Genomic DNA, 18,452 nt, shown 5'->3' on the forward strand with positions numbered 1-18,452 from the left:
TTTGAAAGGAGTGTGTCATCGTGAGTTCATTAGAGCCTTCACAAGAACAAATTTTATGGAAGCATTGGATGACCAGTCAAGATAATGAAGCAGCAAATCTACTCATTGAGAACTACATGTATCTTGTTTCCTTTCATACGGAAAGAATTGTAAGTCAATTGCCTAATCGTGTGGATCGTGAAGAAATCCGCAGCTATGGCTTGCTAGGTCTGTATGATGCATTGCACAAATTTGAGCTGAAACGTGATTTGAAATTTGATACATATGCCTCATTTCGAATTAAAGGTTCGATCATGGATGGATTAAGAAAAGAAGATTGGCTGCCACGTTCGATTCGTGAGAAAACAAAAAAGGTGGAGCAGGCAAGTGAGATTTTTGAGCAAAAAAATCAACGGGAAGCACAGCCGGAGGATATTGCCGAAATGACAGGAATGCCTATTCAGGACGTCGAAATAACATTACGGGATATGGTACTGAGCAACATGCTTTCTATTGAAGATAAACCAAAGGGGCAGGAGAATGACCTGAAAGAAGGTATTGGCTACAATGTATCAGATAAACCGGAGCTCAGGCCGGAAGAAAGGCTTATCCAAGAAGAGTGGAAGGACGAATTAATAGAAGGAATCAAGTCATTAAATGAAAAAGAACAGCTTGTTATCAGTCTTTTTTATCAAGAGGAATTAACCTTTACAGAGATTGGACAAGTATTGGAATTAACGACTTCCCGTATTTCACAAATCCATAAGCGAAGCATTGTAAAATTACGCTCAACGCTGCAAAAAATCACCCAGGTTTAATATGAGCATGTATGGAAGGGAAAAAATATGTCAACATTACTATGGATGATCAGCTTTTTACTACATGGCATTTCAATATTAGCTATTTATTTATTATTAAAGAACAGGCAGAATGCTAATGGTAATAAACAAGCAGAAAATGTACTGAAAGAGACTTTGGAAGAAATAAGGAAAGAGAACAGAATGCTGCAAAGACTTCTGGAAGAGGATAAACAGCCTGACAAAAGTCCTGTAAAGCATGACAGCATAAAAAAGTATCCTCCTTTCCCCCCTGCAGAGAAGAAGAAAGAGGGAGCTGCGATGACAGAGAAAGAAACGCAGCCTATAGAGGATTTTCAACCTGCTGCTTATCAAGATGAAGTAGAAACATCCTTGGAAGCCAAAATACTGCAGCTTCACACAAACGGAGAAACAATAGACGATATAGCTAAAAAGTTAAACTGTGGAAAAACAGAAGCTGAAATAATTATCAAAATGCATCAAAAAAAGTCGTAGAAATCACTTGCCTCCTTGGAGAGGTTGTGGTATAGTAACCTTTGGTGTAAATAGTCTATCTATGATTAGTTAGCTAAAAATCACACGCATTTGGATTTATAAGGTTGGTGCTGATATACAGTGTTCTTATAAAGAAGATAAATGCGGAGGAATAAAACCAATTAGGAGGAATTTATTATGGCAGCAATTTCAATGAAACAATTGCTAGAAGCTGGTGTACACTTTGGTCACCAAACACGTCGTTGGAACCCGAAAATGAAAAAATACATTTTTACGGAGCGTAACGGCATCTACATCATCGACTTACAAAAAACAGTTAAAAAAGTGGATGAAGCATATAACTACGTGAAGGAAATCGCAGCAAACGGCGGTACAGTACTTTTCGTAGGTACAAAAAAACAAGCTCAAGATTCTGTACGTGACGAAGCAGTGCGTTCAGGCATGTACTATGTTAACCAACGCTGGTTAGGTGGAACATTAACAAACTTCCAAACAATCCGCAAACGTATTAACCGTTTGAAAGATATTGAGAAAATGGAAGAAGACGGTACTTTCGAAGTACTTCCTAAAAAAGAAGTAGTAAACTTATTAAAAGAAAAAGATCGTCTTGTTAAATTCTTAGGCGGAATCAAAGAAATGAAAAAACTTCCAGATGCATTATTTGTAATCGATCCTCGTAAAGAGCGTATCGCAATTGCAGAAGCACACAAACTAAACATTCCGATTATCGGAATCGTTGATACAAACTGTGATCCGGATGAAATCGATTATGTAATCCCTGCAAACGATGATGCAATCCGTGCAGTAAAACTTCTTACTTCAAAAATGGCAGATGCTATTCTAGAAGTAAAACAAGGTGAAGAAACAGAAGAACCTGTTTCTGAACAAGACCAATTAGAAGCAGAAGTTGCTGAAGAAGCTGCTTCCCAAGAGTAATCTTTTAAAAGGTGAGGGTGATAAGAGGATAGAAGCCTTTTATCACCCTTTTTTCAGGAAAGAAGAAGGAATAACAAAAATTAACGTTTTTTAGGAGGAATTAACATGGCAGTAACTGCTAAAATGGTTAAAGAATTACGTGAAAAAACAGGTGCTGGAATGATGGATTGTAAAAAAGCACTGACAGAAACAAATGGAGATATGGAGCAGGCAATTGATTTTCTACGTGAAAAAGGAATGGCGAAAGCTGCTAAAAAAGCGGATCGTGTTGCTGCAGAAGGATTAACGCATATTGAATTAGACGGAAACAGAGCTGCAATTATTGAAGTAAACTGTGAAACAGACTTCGTTACAAAGAACGATCAGTTCAAGCAATTGCTTTCTGACCTTGGAAAACACATTGTGAAAAATAATCCTGAAACTGTTGAAGAAGCTTTACAACAGCCATTTTTAGATGGTTCTGAAACAGTTGACGCAGCAATCACTACAGTGGTTTCTAAAATTGGAGAAAAAATCTCACTTCGCCGCTTCACTGTATTAGAAAAAACAGATAATGATGCTTTTGGTGCATACCTTCATATGGGCGGACGTATCGGCGTGCTTTCATTGTTAGAAGGTACAACAGACGAAGAAGTAGCGAAAGATGTTGCAATGCATGTAGCAGCTATCAACCCTCGTTATGTATCCCGTGATGAAGTTGCTGAAGAAGAAGTGAACAGCGAGCGTGAAGTGCTTAAAACACAAGCATTAAACGAAGGAAAACCAGAAAACATCGTTGAAAAAATGGTAGAAGGCCGTCTAGGTAAATTCTTCGAAGAAATCGTTCTTTTAGAACAAAGCTTTGTAAAAGATCCAGACCAAAAAGTGAAAAAATATGTTGGAGATAAAGGTGCTTCTGTAAAAGCATTTATTCGCTATGAAGTAGGCGAAGGAATGGAAAAACGTGAAGATAACTTCGCGGAAGAAGTAATGAGCCAAATCAAAAAATAAGTTGTGCAAATTAGGGGACATTAATTTGTTCCCTTCTTTGTAGGGGTTTTTCAAAAGGCCGAGTGAAAACTGAAAAGTTTAATTCGTCCTTTTGAGTATCCTCTTATAGCTATATATTGTAAATATATTTTTTCTCTGGAGGTTATTATGACGACAGCACATTATAATAGAGTTGTGTTAAAATTAAGTGGAGAGGCATTAAGTGGAGAAGAAGGATACGGAATCTCACCTAAAATCATTCATTCCATTTCAGAACAGGTTAAAGAAATTGTAGAGCTTGGTGTAGAGGTTGCTGTAGTAGTCGGCGGCGGTAACATCTGGCGTGGTAAAGTAGGATCAGAAATGGGCATGGATAGAGCTTCAGCTGATTATATGGGGATGCTTGCAACAATTATGAATTCTCTTGCTTTACAGGACGGTCTGGAAACGATTGGTGTACAGACCAGAGTACAGACATCCATTGAAATGAGACAGGTTGCTGAACCATACATACGGCGGAAAGCGATTCGCCATCTGGAGAAAAAGCGTGTTGTTATTTTTGCTGCTGGTACTGGAAATCCTTATTTTTCTACAGATACAACAGCTGCATTACGGGCTGCAGAAATTGAAGCAGAAGTGATTTTAATGGCTAAAAACAACGTGGACGGCGTTTATACAGATGACCCTAAAATCAACAAAGAAGCAAAGAAATATGATTCACTCACTTATTTAGAAATGTTAAATGAAGGATTAGGTGTAATGGATTCTACCGCTTCTTCATTATGTATGGATAATGACCTGCCGCTGATTGTCTTCTCTATTATGGAAGAAGGTAATATTAAACGAGTTGTGCAAGGTGAAAATATCGGAACAACGATAAGGGGGAACTAAACATGTCAGAATCAGTGATAAAAGATACGAAGGAAAAAATGGAACAGGCTGTTCAAGCTTTCTCAAGAAATCTAGCCTCTGTTCGTGCTGGACGTGCCAATCCAAGTCTATTAGATACGGTTTATGTTGATTATTATGGTGCTTCTACACCGCTGAACCAACTAGCTCAGGTAGGTGCTCCAGAAGCAAGACTGCTGACCGTTACTCCATACGATAAGTCAGCAATTGGTGATATTGATAAAGCAATTCAAAAAGCGGACTTGGGACTTTCACCATCAAATGATGGAAACATCATCCGCATCAATATTCCTGCTCTTACCCAAGAAAGAAGAAAAGACTTGGTTAAAGTAGTAGGGAAATATGCAGAAGAAGCTCGTGTACAAATTAGAAATCTTCGCCGCCAGGCAAATGACCAGCTTAAAAAAGCTGAAAAAAATGGTGATATGACAGAAGACGATTTAAGAGCATTTCAAGACGATGTTCAAGAAACAACAGACGCGTATATTAAGCAAATTGAAGATTTAGCAAAAACCAAAGAAAATGAAATTATGGAAGTGTGATAGGGGATACATGCCTTCTATCTATCTTAACAGCACAAACCCTGGCAAAATATATTTTGTTTAAAGGTGACAGTTTTCTGCTAACGTAGTAAGATGCCATTAAGCCCTCTTATTAAAGGGGGTTTTTGTATTAATGTTACTGGCTATCATGCACTTATATATGAGTGGATAAAAAAGACTTCCGCATCCGCTGTATGTCGCGGTTAACGGAAAATCCTTTTCTAAATGTGTCATGTTATCATATTTAAAAAAACAGTCGATTTCATACATGTTAAACGAAATACAGTCATATTATTTATTGGCATGGTCATGCCTTTCATCCCTTGTTCTTCGAAAAAAGATGAAGAGGGTTATGAACAAACAACCATTCGGGGGACGGAAAATGTCTATTAAAATTCCTTTTTTATCAAAACAACCAAAAGAATCGGATTCACTTTCTGAAGAGAATGCTCCCAATCATGTTGCTATTATCATGGATGGGAATGGCAGATGGGCACAAAAACGGGGATTACCCAGGTTTGCTGGTCATAAAGAGGGTGTATCTACGGTGAATAAAATCGTTAAAACCGCTGTGAAAGCAAATGTGAAGGTTTTAACGCTTTATACTTTTTCAACAGAAAACTGGAAACGGCCAAAACAAGAAGTGGAATATATTTTAAAACTTCCAAAAGAGTTTTTGCATGTATATTTACCAAGCTTAATGGAAAATAATGTTCGTATCCAAACGATAGGCGATTTTCAGGCATTGCCGAGCCACACACAGGAAGCAGTAAACTATGCAAAAGAAAAAACAAAGCATAATGATGGTCTTATTTTAAACTTTGCCCTTAATTACGGCGGCCGATACGAGATTTTAAAAGCAGTCAAGCAAATCATAACGGAAGTAAAAGAAGATGATATCGATATGAGCAGCTTAGATGAAGAAACCTTTTCAAAATATTTATATACAACAGGTGTCTCTGACCCGGACCTGTTAATACGTACTGGCGGCGAATGCCGTTTAAGTAATTTTATGCTTTGGCAAATGGCGTATACAGAGTTTTGGTTTACAGATAAACTATGGCCGGAGTTTACAGAAGAAACATTCTATGAAGCATTACTTGCATATCAGCATCGGAAAAGACGATATGGAGGTATATAAGGTGATGATGATTTAATGAAGCAACGAACGATAACAGCAATTATAGCTCTGCTTGTATTTGTGCCGATTATTATTATTGGCGGTTTGCCATTTACTATTTTTGTCTATTTGCTAGCGACGATTGGGATAGTTGAATTAATGCGGATGCGCCATCCTGATAAGAATTTTTTTCCGTATGTTTTATCAGCTTTACTGACGTGGGTTATTTTACTGCCTAATGAATTACTGGCTGATATTGAATGGCTGACGAAGTATGAATTGATTTCTATCTTTATTTTTGTTTTATTGGCGTATACCGTGCTTGTAAAAAATGAGTTTACTTTTGATCAGGTGGGCTTTGTTGTTCTTGCGGCGTTTTATGTTGGTTTAGGATTCTTTTATTTGCTGCAGACTAGAGATGGAGAAAATGCGCTGAGAAATATTTTATTTGCATTTTGCATTATTTGGGCAACGGATACAGGAGCCTATTTATTTGGACGCAAACTGGGAAAACATAAATTATGGCCGACTATCAGCCCGAAAAAGACCGTTGAAGGCGCGCTGGGAGGTATTTTTGTAGCTGTAGTTGTAGCTGTGATTTTTCACCTGATAGCACCATTTGAGCAATCCTGGTTGACATTGATTATTGTTACGATGATAGCTTCTGCCTTTGGACAAATCGGTGATTTGGTTGAATCTGCCTTTAAACGTGTGTATCATGTAAAGGATTCCGGGAATATTCTTCCTGGACACGGCGGCATTTTAGATCGCTTTGACAGCATGCTTTTTGTTTTTCCATTACTGCATTTTATTCACTTTTTTTAACAAATAGAAGCGAATATTGTAGAATTGGTAAAGTAAGCTGACTTATTGAATATACTAGGTGAAGAGCTTTCTTTTGGCTAATACATAACAAAATTACATTATCGGACAAGTTAGCATATACGTTATTCTTGTCCCGGCACATACATGTATAGTTCCTGCTGAAGGATACTATATGAATGAGAAATAAATGATTGTTATGTGAACTTGTTGCGGAGAATCAAATGGTTAAATACTCCCTAACAACCTCTTTCTACCTTTATAAAAAAGGAAGGTGCTGTCATGACAACGGTTATTGCGTTTATATTGATGTTTGGTTTGCTCGTTTCCATCCATGAGTGGGGCCACCTGATTTTTGCAAAAAGAGCGGGCATGCTTGTCCGTGAATTTGCAATTGGCTTCGGGCCCAAAATATTGTCATTCACAAAAAATGAGACACTTTATACAATCCGGTTAATTCCGGCGGGCGGATATGTCCGTGTTGCTGGAGATGACCCGGAAATTGTGGAGTTAAAACCAGGGCATCATATTGCGCTTGATTTTAACAGAGATGGAAAAGTATCTAAAATTATTGTAAATAACAAATCAAAGCATCCAAATGCCCGCACGATTGAAGTAGAGAAGGTCGACCTTGATCATAAGCTGTATATCGAAGGCTATGAATTGGATGACGAAGAGACAAAGCTACATTTCGATGTCGATCCGAAAGCGATGTTTATCGTGGATGAGCAGGAAACACAGATTGCTCCTTTCGATAGACAATTTGCATCTAAAACGGTCGGACAGCGTGCCATGCAGCTTTTTGCCGGTCCAATGATGAACTTTGTCCTTGCTATCTTTATCTTCCTGCTTATGGGGATGATTCAAGGCGTTCCGGTAGAGGAAGCACAAATGGGTGAGGTTCAACCGGAAAGCCCGGCAGAAGAAGCGGGGCTGCAGGAAAATGATGTTATTACACAAATAGGAGACCAATCTGTCTCAACATGGGATCAGTTTACGGATATTGTCCGTGAAAACCCGGATGAGGAATTAGATTTGGTTATATCCAGAGGTGACACAGAGGAAGAATTGACGGTTGTCCCAGCTGAAGTGGAGACCGTGGACGATAAAGGGGACCCAATTCATATCGGACAAATCGGTGTAACTCCGGCTTATGAAAAAAATATCCTTGGAACATTAGCATTTGGATTTGAGACAACTTATGAAACGTCGAAGCTTATACTTAACAATTTGGTCATGTTAGTTACGGGCCAGCTTTCCATTGATGTGCTATCAGGACCCGTAGGAATTTATGATGCGACAGATCAGGTTGTTCAATCTGGCTTTACAAACTTTTTAATGTGGACAGCGATGTTGAGTATTAATTTAGGAATTATTAATTTAGTTCCTCTGCCAGCATTAGATGGCGGCCGTTTAATGTTTGTCGGACTGGAAGCCGTCAGAGGAAAACCGATAGCTCCAGAAAAAGAAGGAGTCTTCCATTTTGTCGGGTTTGCCCTCTTGATGCTCTTAATGATTGTTGTCACATGGAATGACATTCAGCGATTATTCTTGTAAAATAAAATAGTAAATCCAATAGGTTACCCTTGTCGGTTTATAGACAAGGGTTTCGTGTTTTTAATTAATAGAGGAGGTTCGAAAAGTCCAATAAAAATGACACTGCGATTAAAGAAACTTCTGCTAAAACCGCCCACGTTCTGTGAGCAACGTAGAAGTCACCACATCCTGTGAAAGTCCGTACGTAAAAAGCTCGTCGCCTTGAACTTTCAACGCACAAATGTTTTCGATGGAACGAGTAACCGCAGTCCCAGGACGTGGCGTTCTTAGCCGGCTAGTCCTGTTTATTGGACTTTTTGAACACACACTAAATAGGAGAAAATTTCTTCCTGTGTAGTCAAATATCTATCTACAATTGGAGGGGTAGAGATGAGTATTTCCAAGCAAGAAAAAATGAGATTACTGCTTGAGCAAATTCAGCTGTCTGACACATCAATTCAAACGTATTTTGCTTCAAGTTATTTAGAAAAAGTAGAGGTTTATAAGCAAGAGAAGAAATGGCATTTTTATATTCATTTAGAGGATGTTCTTCCATTCGATGAATATTTATATTTCCAACAGTCTTTGCAAAAAAGCTTCTCATCCATCGCCGAGAAGGTCGAGCTGACATTACATACAGATAATAAGCAATGTAATGAAAAAGATATTGGTGTATATTGGAAACATTTTTTAGCAACAACTTCCATTTCACCTGCATATCAGGAAATGGTAATGCAGCAAACGCCTCAAATTGTGGAAAATAAGATAATCTTAACTTCAAGAAATGAAGCAGAATCAAATATTTTGAAGAAAAGACTTGAACCAGCATTCAGTCAATTCTGTTATCAAATTGGTTCCAGACCTTACTCCATTGATTTGGAAGTAAATGCTGATCAAAGTGAAATGCAAGCATTCCAAGACAATAAGGCGAAGGAAGATCAGGCGCTTGTCCAAAAAACCGTACAGGAAAAAGAAAAGCGGGATAAAGAAAAGGATACGCCTGTCAGCCAGCCGCTGGCGATCGGTTATAAGATTCAGGACGATCCGGCAGAGATGAATCAAATCCTGGAAGAAGAAAGACGGATTACTGTACAAGGCTATGTATTTGATTCAGAAATCAGAGAGCTGCGGTCTGGAAGAAGCCTTTTGATTATTAAAGCAACAGATTATACCGATTCCCTGCAAATAAAAATGTTCTCCAAAGGGGATGAGGATGTCAATAAGTTTCAATCTGTTAAAAAAGGGATGTGGGTAAAAGCTCGCGGCAGCATCCAAACGGATATGTATACTAATGAATTGGCAATGATGGCAAAGGATATTCATGAGGTACAAGTAAGAGAAAAACAAGATGAGGCGCCTGAGGATGAAAAAAGAGCTGAGCTGCACGCACATACGACAATGAGCCAAATGGATGCGGTCGTTTCTCCGGACGCATTGGTTGAACAGGCTGCCAAATGGGGACATCCAGCTGTAGCAATTACAGATCATGCTGGTGTACAAGGATTCCCAGACGCTTACTATGCAGGTAAGAAACATGGCATTAAAGTGCTTTATGGGGTAGAAGCAAATTTAGTCGATGACGGCGTTCCGATTGCCTACAATGAGAGTGACCGTTTATTAAAAGATGCAAACTATATTGTATTTGACGTGGAAACAACAGGGCTTTCTGCTGTGTACGATACGATCATCGAATTAGCCGCGGTAAAGGTACATGATGGTGAAATCATTGACCGATTTGAATCGTTTGCTAATCCGCATCATCCGCTGTCTGAGACAACGACGAATTTAACGGGGATTACGGATGATATGGTTAAGGATGCTCCTGAAGTCGGCGATGTCTTAAAAGATTTTCATGCCTGGATGGGAGAAGATATTTTAGTAGCGCATAATGCAAGCTTTGATATGGGCTTCTTAAATCAAGGATTTAAACGGATTGGCTATGAAAAAGCAGCCAACCCAGTCATCGATACACTAGAATTAGCAAGGTTTTTAATTACAGAGCTTAAAAATCATCGTTTAAATACATTATGTAAGCATTTAGGAATTGAATTGACACAGCACCACCGTGCCATTTATGATGCGGAAGCTACAGGCTATTTATTGTGGAACCTGGTCCAGAAATTAATGGAAAGAGAAATCACCAATCATCAGGACTTAAATAATCATATGGGAGAAAACAATGCTTATCAGCGCTCCAGACCTTTTCACTGTACGATTATAGCGCAGACGCAGGAAGGCTTAAAAAATCTATATAAAATTGTATCCCATGCGCATATTGATTATTTCTATCGTGAGCCGAGACTGCCACGGTCTATTTTGAAAAAATACCGTAAAGGTCTCTTGATCGGGACAGCTTGTGACAGAGGAGAAGTCTTTGAAACGATGATGCAAAAATCCGAGGAAGAGGCGGAGCAGGTTGCTGAGTTTTATGATTATATTGAAGTGCAGCCACCTAAAAACTATGTCCATTTGGTAGATAAAGATTTAGTGCAGAACGAAGCACAGATAGTAGATATATTACGAAAGCTTGTCAATCTTGGGGAACGCATGGGGAAATTAGTAACTGCGACCGGGAATGTGCATTATTTGCAAGATATTGATAAGCAGTACCGGCAAATCCTGATTGCATCGCAGGCTGGTAATCCATTAAACAGGCAGACACTGCCGGATACACCATTCCGGACGACAGGTGAAATGCTTGGTGCTTTCTCCTTTTTAGGAAAAGAAAAAGCAAAAGAAATTGTGGTTCAAAATACGCAGCAGTTAGCTGACAGTATAGAGGATATCTCTCCTATTCAGGATGGCTTGTTTACGCCGAATATCGAAGGCGCGGAACAGGAAATGCGTGATTTATGCTATGATATGGCGAAAAAAGTATATGGTGAGCCGATACCGGAAATTGTTACCAAACGGTTGGAGACAGAATTAGAAAGTATTATCGGAAACGGATTCGCGGTAATTTATTTGATTTCCCATAAACTGGTTAAAAAATCCTTGGATGATGGCTACCTTGTAGGTTCACGGGGCTCAGTCGGATCCTCCTTTGTTGCTACGATGACCGAAATTACAGAGGTTAACCCGCTTCCGCCGCATTATGTCTGTCCAAGCTGTAAGCACTCTGAGTTCTTTACAGACGGATCTGTAGCGAGCGGTTTTGACCTGGAAGATAAAAATTGTCCAGAGTGCGGTGCTGCACTTGTAAAGGATGGACAGGATATTCCTTTTGAAACGTTCTTAGGCTTTAAAGGAGATAAGGTTCCGGATATTGACTTGAACTTCTCCGGAGATTATCAGCCGCGTGCCCATAACTATACGAAAGAACTGTTTGGTATAGATAGTGTGTACCGGGCTGGAACAATTGGAACTGTAGCTGAAAAAACTGCCTATGGTTATGTAAAAGGCTATGCTTCCGATCATCAGCTTGTTTATAAAAATGCAGAGATTGACCGTCTTGTACAAGGCTGTACCGGGGTGAAAAGAACAACCGGACAGCACCCCGGGGGAATTATTGTTGTTCCCGATGATAAGGAAATTTATGATTTTACACCGATACAGTTCCCGGCGGATGACCGGAACAGTGAATGGCGGACAACACATTTTGATTTCCACTCGATTCATGATAATCTGCTGAAGCTGGATATACTTGGACACGATGATCCGACTGTTATCCGCATGCTGCAGGATTTAAGCGGAATTGATCCTAAAACCATTCCGACCGATGATGAAGAAGTGATGAAAATCTTTGGCGGAACAGAGTCTTTAGGAGTTACTCCAGAGCAAATCCAGTGTAAAACTGGCACGCTGGGAGTACCTGAATTTGGTACAAAATTTGTGCGGCAGATGCTTGAGGATACGAAGCCAAATACCTTTGCAGAACTGTTAATTATATCAGGTCTGTCCCACGGTACCGACGTGTGGCTTGGCAATGCACAGGAGCTGATTAATAACGGCACGTGTAAGCTTCCGGATGTTATCGGCTGCCGTGATGATATTATGGTCTATTTAATGCATAAAGGCTTAGAGCCTTCCTTGGCATTTAATATCATGGAGTTTGTCCGTAAAGGTAAAGGGTTGAAGGATGAATGGATTGAGGAAATGAAGAAAAACAATGTACCTGACTGGTATATTGAATCTTGTAAGAAAATCAAATACATGTTCCCGAAAGCCCATGCGGCAGCTTATGTTTTAATGGCTGTACGAATCGCTTATTTCAAAGTGCATCACCCGATTCTTTTCTATGCGGCATATTTCACCGTTCGTGCGGATGATTTTGAGTTAGATACGATGATTAAAGGTTCGGATGCTATCCGTAAACGTATGGAAGAGATTAATTATAAGGGCAATGATGCATCGCCAAAAGAGAAGAACTTATTGACTGTGCTTGAGCTTTCATTAGAAATGTGTGAACGCGGCTTATCTTTAAAAAAGGTAGATTTATATAAATCAAGCGCAACCGAATTTATCGTTGACGGTGATTCGCTGCTTCCTCCTTTCAATGCTGTGGACGGCTTAGGCACCAATGCGGCATTAAATATTGTGAAGGCCCGTGAAGAAGGAGAATTTCTTTCTAAAGAAGATTTAAGAGAAAGAAGTAAAATTTCCAAAACCGTGCTGGAATATTTAGATACACACGGATGCTTAGAAGGTATGGAAGAAAAAAACCAGCTTTCCTTATTCTAAATGTGAAAGACATACGCATAAATCCGTTTGTTTTTGGAGAAACTAAAAGAAATTAGTTGAGGGTAAAAAGCGCTGTAGTATTGATTTGGAGGTTTGCAAAGGGGTATAGAATATGCTATACTATTTTTGTTTAGAATGTTCGATACGTACGAATGTAAAGAGTGGGTGCACACCCACTCTTTATTCATACCTCGCCTAAACAAGACTCTCTGCTTCCCCCGCCGTATTTTAGGCAGGGGTTTTATATTGATTGAAGGCGTGAGGACATGGTTAAAGGAGGTTTACACTTGAGTTCCAAGATAATTGAGATAACAACCGAATTAGTTCATCCGATTTTAGAAGAGAAAAATTTAGAATTAGTTGATATCGAGTATGTGAAAGAAGGGAAAAACTGGTTTCTACGGGTTTATATTGATAAAGAAGGTGGTATTGACATTGTAGAATGCGGTGAGGTCTCTGAACAGTTAAGTGAAAAACTGGATAAAGCTGACCCGATAAAAGAAGCTTATTTTCTAGAAGTATCTTCCCCGGGAGTTGAAAAACCGTTAAAAACACTGGATGACTTTAAAAAGAATATTGGAAACAATGTTTTTGTGAAGTTATATGAAAAAATTGATGGTGAAAAAACGTATGAAGGCATTTTACAAAATGTAGAGAACGATACCCTTTCTATTGAATACAAAATAAAAACGAGAAAGAAAATCGTAGAAATACCTTATGATAAGGTAGCAAAAGCAAGACTGGCAGTCTTGTTTTAATGAAGAGTACGAGAACAACATCCAAAAGGGGGAAAAGAAAAAGTGAGCACGCAGTTGTTTGATGCGATTGATCATTTAGCAAAAGAAAAAGGGATAGACAAGGATATATTGATGGAGGCTTTGGAAGCAGCGCTTATTTCTGCTTATAAAAAGAATTTTAAGTCCGCATCGAATGTTCGGGTAGAGTTGAATGAAACTACTGGAAAGATGGCTGTTTACGCAAGAAAAACAATTGTCGAAAATGTAGAAGACTCGCAGCTGGAAATATCTCTTGATGAAGCAAAAAGTATTAATCCGAATTATGATGTAGATGATGTGATTGAAGTGGAAGTAACACCGAAAGATTTTGGACGTATTGCTGCCCAGGCTGCTAAACAAGTAGTCACCCAGCGAGTGCGTGAAGCAGAACGAGGCGTTATCTTCTCGGAGTATATTGATAGAGAAGAAGATGTCATGACTGGAATTATTCAGCGTAAAGATTCACGTTTTGTCTATGTGAACCTTGGCAAAATTGAAGCCAAGCTGGCAGAGGCAGAACAGATGCCTACAGAAGAATACCATATTCATGACCGGCTGAAGGTTTACGTGACAAAGGTCGAGAATACAAGCAAGGGGCCGCAAATCTATATTTCCCGGTCACACCCTGGTTTGTTAAAGCGGTTATTTGAAATGGAAGTTCCTGAAATTTATGATGGAATTGTTGAAATTAAATCTGTTTCCCGTGAAGCTGGCGACCGCTCTAAAATTTCTGTACATGCACCAGACCCGGAAATTGATCCGGTGGGATCTTGTGTGGGACAAAAAGGACAGCGTGTGCAAGCCATCGTAACAGAATTAAAAGGTGAAAAAATCGATATTGTAGAGTGGTCTGAGGATCCTGTCGTTTATGTATCGAACGCATTAAGTCCTTCTAAAGTATTGAAAGTATTTGTTGATGAGGAAGAAAAAGCAACGACGGTTGTTGTTCCAGATTATCAACTGTCTCTGGCAATCGGTAAAAGAGGACAAAATGCACGTTTAGCCGCTAAACTTACAGGCTGGAAAATAGATATCAAAAGTGAAACGGATGCAAGAGCAGAAGGTTTGCTGGATGATGCAGAAATAGAAGAAGCTTATTCTGACAACGATGAAGATTTGTTTGAATAAGGAGGTATTTTAACTTGGCTAAGAAGAAAAAGATACCAGAGAGAAAATGTGTTATGACAAATGAAATGAAGCCTAAAAAAGAATTGATCCGCATTGTCCGGAATAAAGAAGGGGAAGTGTTCGTTGACGAAACTGGCAAGAAAAACGGACGAGGAGCTTACCTTTCCAAGAATAAGTCTGTGATAGAACAGGCTCGGAAAACCAATGCGCTTAACAAAATCTTGAACGCAGAAGTAAGTCCAACAATCTACGATGAGTTAGAAGCTTTAGTAGAGGGAGAATGACATGAATCCTAATTATTTGAACATCATTGGTCTCGCTGTCCGGGCAGGGAAATGCTCAACAGGAGAAGACACTATTTTAAAGGATATTCGTAAAGGTCGTGCAAAGCTTGTTTTATTGGCAGAAGATATTGGACCGCAAACCAAAAAGAAACTTTCGGATAAATGTACCTCGTACAATGTTCCGTATCGACTTGTTGATAACCGGGATATCTTATCGCAGGCAATCGGGAAAGAACAGCGAGTAGCTATAGCAATACTAGATTCAGGCTTTGCAAAAAAACTCCTTACTCTAGTTGGATAAATAAATCCGGGGGTGAACGCATGAGCAAAATACGTGTATATGAATATGCAAAGAAAAATAAGGTAGCGAGTAAAGAAGTCATTCAATTTTTAAAAGAAAAGAATGTGGAGGTTTCCAACCATATGTCTACGATTTCTGACAATGAAATCAAACAGTTGGATGAAAAATTTAACCCGCAGCCAAAACAAGATAAAAAGAAAAACGATCAAGTAAATACGAATAAACAGCAAAAGAATAAAAATACTGGAAATAAACCAAATACAAATCGGAATCCTAAAAAAGATAATCCGAAAAATAAAAAACAAAAAACCTCTAACAAAGGTAAACAACATCAACCACAAAAGGAGCAGTCGTTAGTGAAAGAGACTCCAAGTAAAATTACGTACCACGGTATATTGACCGTACAAGATTTAGCAGAAAAACTTCATAAAGAACCTGCAGAAATCATCAAGAAATTAATGTTTATGGGTATCATGGCTACAAAAAACCAAGACCTTGAAGATGACGCTGTAGAGCTGATTTGTGATGAATATAATGTAGAAGTCGAAAAAGAAATTATTTTAGAAGATACAGACCTTGATAAATATATTGAAGAAGATGACAGTGAAAAATTGCAGGAGCGTCCTGCTGTTGTTACCATTATGGGACATGTTGACCATGGGAAAACAACGTTATTAGATGCTATACGCCATACGAAGGTTACTGCTGGTGAAGCTGGTGGAATTACACAGCATATTGGCGCTTACCAAGTTGAAAATGAGGGCAAGAAAGTTACATTTTTAGATACACCGGGTCACGCAGCGTTTACAAGTATGCGTTCGCGCGGTGCACAAGTAACAGATATTGCTATTTTAGTTGTCGCAGCAGATGATGGCGTGATGCCGCAGACAGTGGAAGCAATCAACCATGCGAAAGCTGCTGGAGTACCAATTATTGTTGCTGTTAATAAAATGGATAAAGAAGGCGCTAATCCGGACCGCGTGATGCAGGAATTAACAGAGCATGAACTGATTCCTGAAGATTGGGGCGGAAGCACCATCTTTGTTAATCTTGCTGCACTTAAAGGGGAAGGTATTGACGATCTGCTGGAAATGATTTTATTAGTTGCAGAGGTAGAAGAATTAAAAGCAAACCCGGATGCGAAAGCTTTCGGTACAGTAATCGATGCGCAGTTAGATAAAGGCAGAGGTTCTGTAGCAACACTGCTTGTGCAAAACGGTACTCTGCATGTAGGAGATCCGCTTGTTGTCGGCAGTACGTATGGTAAAGTTCGTGCTATGGTAAATGATTTGGGACAACGTGTGAACCAAGTAGGACCGTCAGCTCCAGTTGAAATTACAGGGTTACAGGATGTTCCGCAGGCAGGAGACCAGTTCCTTGCATTTTCTGATGAGAAAAAAGCGCGTCAAATTGGGATTGCACGTCAACAGAAGCGGATCGATGAAAACCGCGGCGGTCAATCAACTGTCAGTCTGGATGATTTATTTGAACAAATCAAGCAGGGTGAAATGAAAGAATTAAATATCATTGTGAAAGCGGACGTACAAGGTTCTGTGGAAGCATTAGCCGCTTCTTTACGCAAGATAGAAGTAGAAGGCGTCAATGTTAAAATCATTCATACAGGCGTAGGAGCGATTACAGAATCCGATATTATCTTAGCTTCTGCATCCAATGCAATCGTTATTGGTTTCAATGTCCGCCCTGATGTCAATGCAAAAAGAGCTGCAGAATCCGAAAAAATCGATTTACGTCTGCATCGTGTTATTTACAGTGCGATTGAAGAAATTGAAGCAGCAATGAAAGGTCTGCTTGATCCAGAATATGAAGAAAAAGTTATTGGTCAGGCGGAAGTACGTGAAACATTCAAGGTATCACGTATCGGTACCATTGCAGGAAGCTATGTAACAGACGGAAAAATTACCAGAGATTCGAGCGTTCGTCTTATTCGTGACGGTGTGGTTCTTTATGAAGGTGAATTACAAGCATTGAAACGGTTTAAAGATGACGTAAAAGAGGTACAACAGAATTATGAATGTGGAATTACATTGGCTAACTTTAATGATATTAAAGAAGGCGATATTATCGAAGCCTATGTAATGGAAGAAATGGAACGAAAATGATTCTCTATGCAGAAGTAGAGTGTATGTTGTATGAAGGGAATTCCTTAAAAGCAAAGCGCTCCGTGTTGAAGCGGGTTATGAATAAACTGCGCCAATCGTTTAATGTTTCTGTAACTGAGCTTGAATTTCACGATTTATGGCAACGAACCAAACTTGGGATAGTTATTATTTCGACGGATTATGTGCATGCTGAAAAAGTAATACAACAAGCTTTACACACAATAGATTCTTTTTCTGAATTAGAAAGAACTATAACGAATATCGAACGATTATAACGAAAATGCATAGAGCTATGTGAGGTGAGATAAATGGCTGAATTAAGAGCTCATCGAGTTGCAGAACAGATGAAAAAAGAACTGGGTGATATTTTATCCAGAAAAATCAAAGACCCCCGCGTTGGTTTTGTGACGGTTACCGATGTAGAAGTAACCGGTGATCTGCAGCAGGCGAAGATTTTTATTTCTGTATTAGGTGATGAGAAGAAAAAGCAGGAAACATTATTGGGGCTTGCAAAAGCAAAAGGGTTTATCCGTTCAGAAATTGGCAAGCGAATTCGTTTGCGCAAAACCCCTGAACTTACCTTTGAATTTGACGAAGCAATCGAGCAAGGTAACCGAATTGACTCTATCTTAAGAGATCTTAATAAGTAATGCTAAAAAACTGATCCCTCTGCTCCTTGGCAAGGATCAGTTTTTTTACAAGAATAAGAAAGTATATAAAAAATGCTGAATATAGCCGCTCCAACGGGTTTCATGGGGTGAGTAATCGCAACCCCAGAAATACACTCCGCTTTCCGTGGGCTTGAGCTCAGCCTCCTCGAAAAAAAGAAGTTCGCTTTTTTCCTGCGGGGTCTTCCCACTGCGCATTCCCACAGGAGTCTCCGTGTATTTCTTCTGGGACTGGGACTGCGATTACTCGCCCCATCAAAACCGTCGCTAGAATTTGCGTTATTTCCTTGTGAAAAAGCAAATAAAACATAATTCCACTTAGATGGGAGCGGATGTTGTCTACTCCTGCGGGAAAAGCAACAGGTAGAC

General features: G+C 39.3%; 18 protein-coding genes. 17 read left to right on the forward strand and 1 reads right to left on the reverse strand.

The window, feature by feature from the left end:
* Positions 1–20: 20 nt before the first annotated feature.
* The 17 genes from ACW0TQ_RS16755 to rbfA all read left to right on the forward strand — a co-directional run bounded on the left by ACW0TQ_RS16755 (position 21) and on the right by rbfA (position 18,065).
* Positions 21–797, forward strand: coding sequence for a FliA/WhiG family RNA polymerase sigma factor (locus ACW0TQ_RS16755; protein WP_256704841.1), 777 nt, complete (start codon positions 21–23; stop codon positions 795–797).
* 27 nt (positions 798–824) lie between these two features.
* Positions 825–1,292 carry a DUF6115 domain-containing protein gene (locus ACW0TQ_RS16760; protein ID WP_042534996.1) on the forward strand — a complete coding sequence of 156 codons (468 nt, stop codon included), beginning with the start codon at positions 825–827 and terminating at the stop codon, positions 1,290–1,292.
* A gap of 177 nt (positions 1,293–1,469) precedes the next feature.
* A complete protein-coding gene (gene rpsB, locus ACW0TQ_RS16765; RefSeq protein WP_042534995.1) occupies positions 1,470–2,228 on the forward strand; it encodes a 30S ribosomal protein S2 in 759 nt (252 codons plus the stop codon).
* Positions 2,229–2,333: 105 nt separating this feature from the next.
* A complete protein-coding gene (tsf, locus tag ACW0TQ_RS16770) occupies positions 2,334–3,218 on the forward strand; it encodes a translation elongation factor Ts (protein WP_042534994.1) in 885 nt (294 codons plus the stop codon).
* A gap of 147 nt (positions 3,219–3,365) precedes the next feature.
* Positions 3,366–4,088, forward strand: a complete 723-nt coding sequence (pyrH, locus tag ACW0TQ_RS16775; RefSeq protein ID WP_042534993.1) for a UMP kinase — start codon at positions 3,366–3,368, stop codon at positions 4,086–4,088.
* A gap of 2 nt (positions 4,089–4,090) precedes the next feature.
* A complete protein-coding gene (gene frr / locus ACW0TQ_RS16780; protein WP_042534992.1) occupies positions 4,091–4,648 on the forward strand; it encodes a ribosome recycling factor in 558 nt (185 codons plus the stop codon).
* A gap of 382 nt (positions 4,649–5,030) precedes the next feature.
* Positions 5,031–5,789, forward strand: a complete 759-nt coding sequence (uppS, locus tag ACW0TQ_RS16785) for an undecaprenyl pyrophosphate synthase (RefSeq protein ID WP_455725846.1) — start codon at positions 5,031–5,033, stop codon at positions 5,787–5,789.
* A 15-nt stretch (positions 5,790–5,804) separates the two neighbouring features.
* A complete protein-coding gene (locus ACW0TQ_RS16790; RefSeq protein WP_042534988.1) occupies positions 5,805–6,593 on the forward strand; it encodes a phosphatidate cytidylyltransferase in 789 nt (262 codons plus the stop codon).
* A gap of 279 nt (positions 6,594–6,872) precedes the next feature.
* Positions 6,873–8,147 carry an RIP metalloprotease RseP gene (gene rseP / locus ACW0TQ_RS16795; RefSeq protein ID WP_289584568.1) on the forward strand — a complete coding sequence of 425 codons (1,275 nt, stop codon included), beginning with the start codon at positions 6,873–6,875 and terminating at the stop codon, positions 8,145–8,147.
* A 369-nt stretch (positions 8,148–8,516) separates the two neighbouring features.
* The gene (locus ACW0TQ_RS16800) at positions 8,517–12,806 is read left to right on the forward strand and encodes a PolC-type DNA polymerase III (protein ID WP_289584569.1); all 4,290 of its coding nucleotides are present in this window, start codon (positions 8,517–8,519) and stop codon (positions 12,804–12,806) included.
* Positions 12,807–13,072: 266 nt separating this feature from the next.
* A complete protein-coding gene (gene rimP, locus ACW0TQ_RS16805) occupies positions 13,073–13,564 on the forward strand; it encodes a ribosome maturation factor RimP (RefSeq protein ID WP_042534981.1) in 492 nt (163 codons plus the stop codon).
* Between the two features lie 42 nt (positions 13,565–13,606).
* On the forward strand, positions 13,607–14,710 hold the full coding sequence (nusA, locus tag ACW0TQ_RS16810; RefSeq protein WP_042534979.1) for a transcription termination factor NusA: 1,104 nt from the start codon (positions 13,607–13,609) through the stop codon (positions 14,708–14,710).
* A gap of 14 nt (positions 14,711–14,724) precedes the next feature.
* Positions 14,725–14,994 (forward strand): RNase P modulator RnpM, encoded by a 270-nt coding sequence (gene rnpM, locus ACW0TQ_RS16815; RefSeq protein WP_042534976.1) that lies wholly within the window; start codon positions 14,725–14,727, stop codon positions 14,992–14,994.
* A 1-nt stretch (position 14,995) separates the two neighbouring features.
* On the forward strand, positions 14,996–15,295 hold the full coding sequence (locus tag ACW0TQ_RS16820) for a YlxQ family RNA-binding protein (RefSeq protein ID WP_042534974.1): 300 nt from the start codon (positions 14,996–14,998) through the stop codon (positions 15,293–15,295).
* Positions 15,296–15,315: 20 nt separating this feature from the next.
* Positions 15,316–17,415 carry a translation initiation factor IF-2 gene (gene infB / locus ACW0TQ_RS16825; RefSeq protein ID WP_042534972.1) on the forward strand — a complete coding sequence of 700 codons (2,100 nt, stop codon included), beginning with the start codon at positions 15,316–15,318 and terminating at the stop codon, positions 17,413–17,415.
* Entirely contained in the window at positions 17,412–17,690 is a 279-nt protein-coding gene (locus ACW0TQ_RS16830; protein WP_042534970.1) for a DUF503 domain-containing protein, read from the forward strand. The genes infB and ACW0TQ_RS16830 overlap by 4 nt, the downstream gene beginning before the upstream one ends.
* A gap of 33 nt (positions 17,691–17,723) precedes the next feature.
* Positions 17,724–18,065: a 30S ribosome-binding factor RbfA gene (rbfA, locus tag ACW0TQ_RS16835; RefSeq protein ID WP_042534967.1), complete on the forward strand. Its 342-nt coding sequence runs from the start codon at positions 17,724–17,726 to the stop codon at positions 18,063–18,065.
* Positions 18,066–18,222: 157 nt separating this feature from the next.
* Here the strand turns inward: rbfA and ACW0TQ_RS16840 are convergent.
* Positions 18,223–18,452: hypothetical protein (locus ACW0TQ_RS16840; protein ID WP_455725847.1), on the reverse strand; the 230-nt coding region annotated here is incomplete at its 5' end.

Source organism: Oceanobacillus sp. M60, assembly GCF_053839645.1.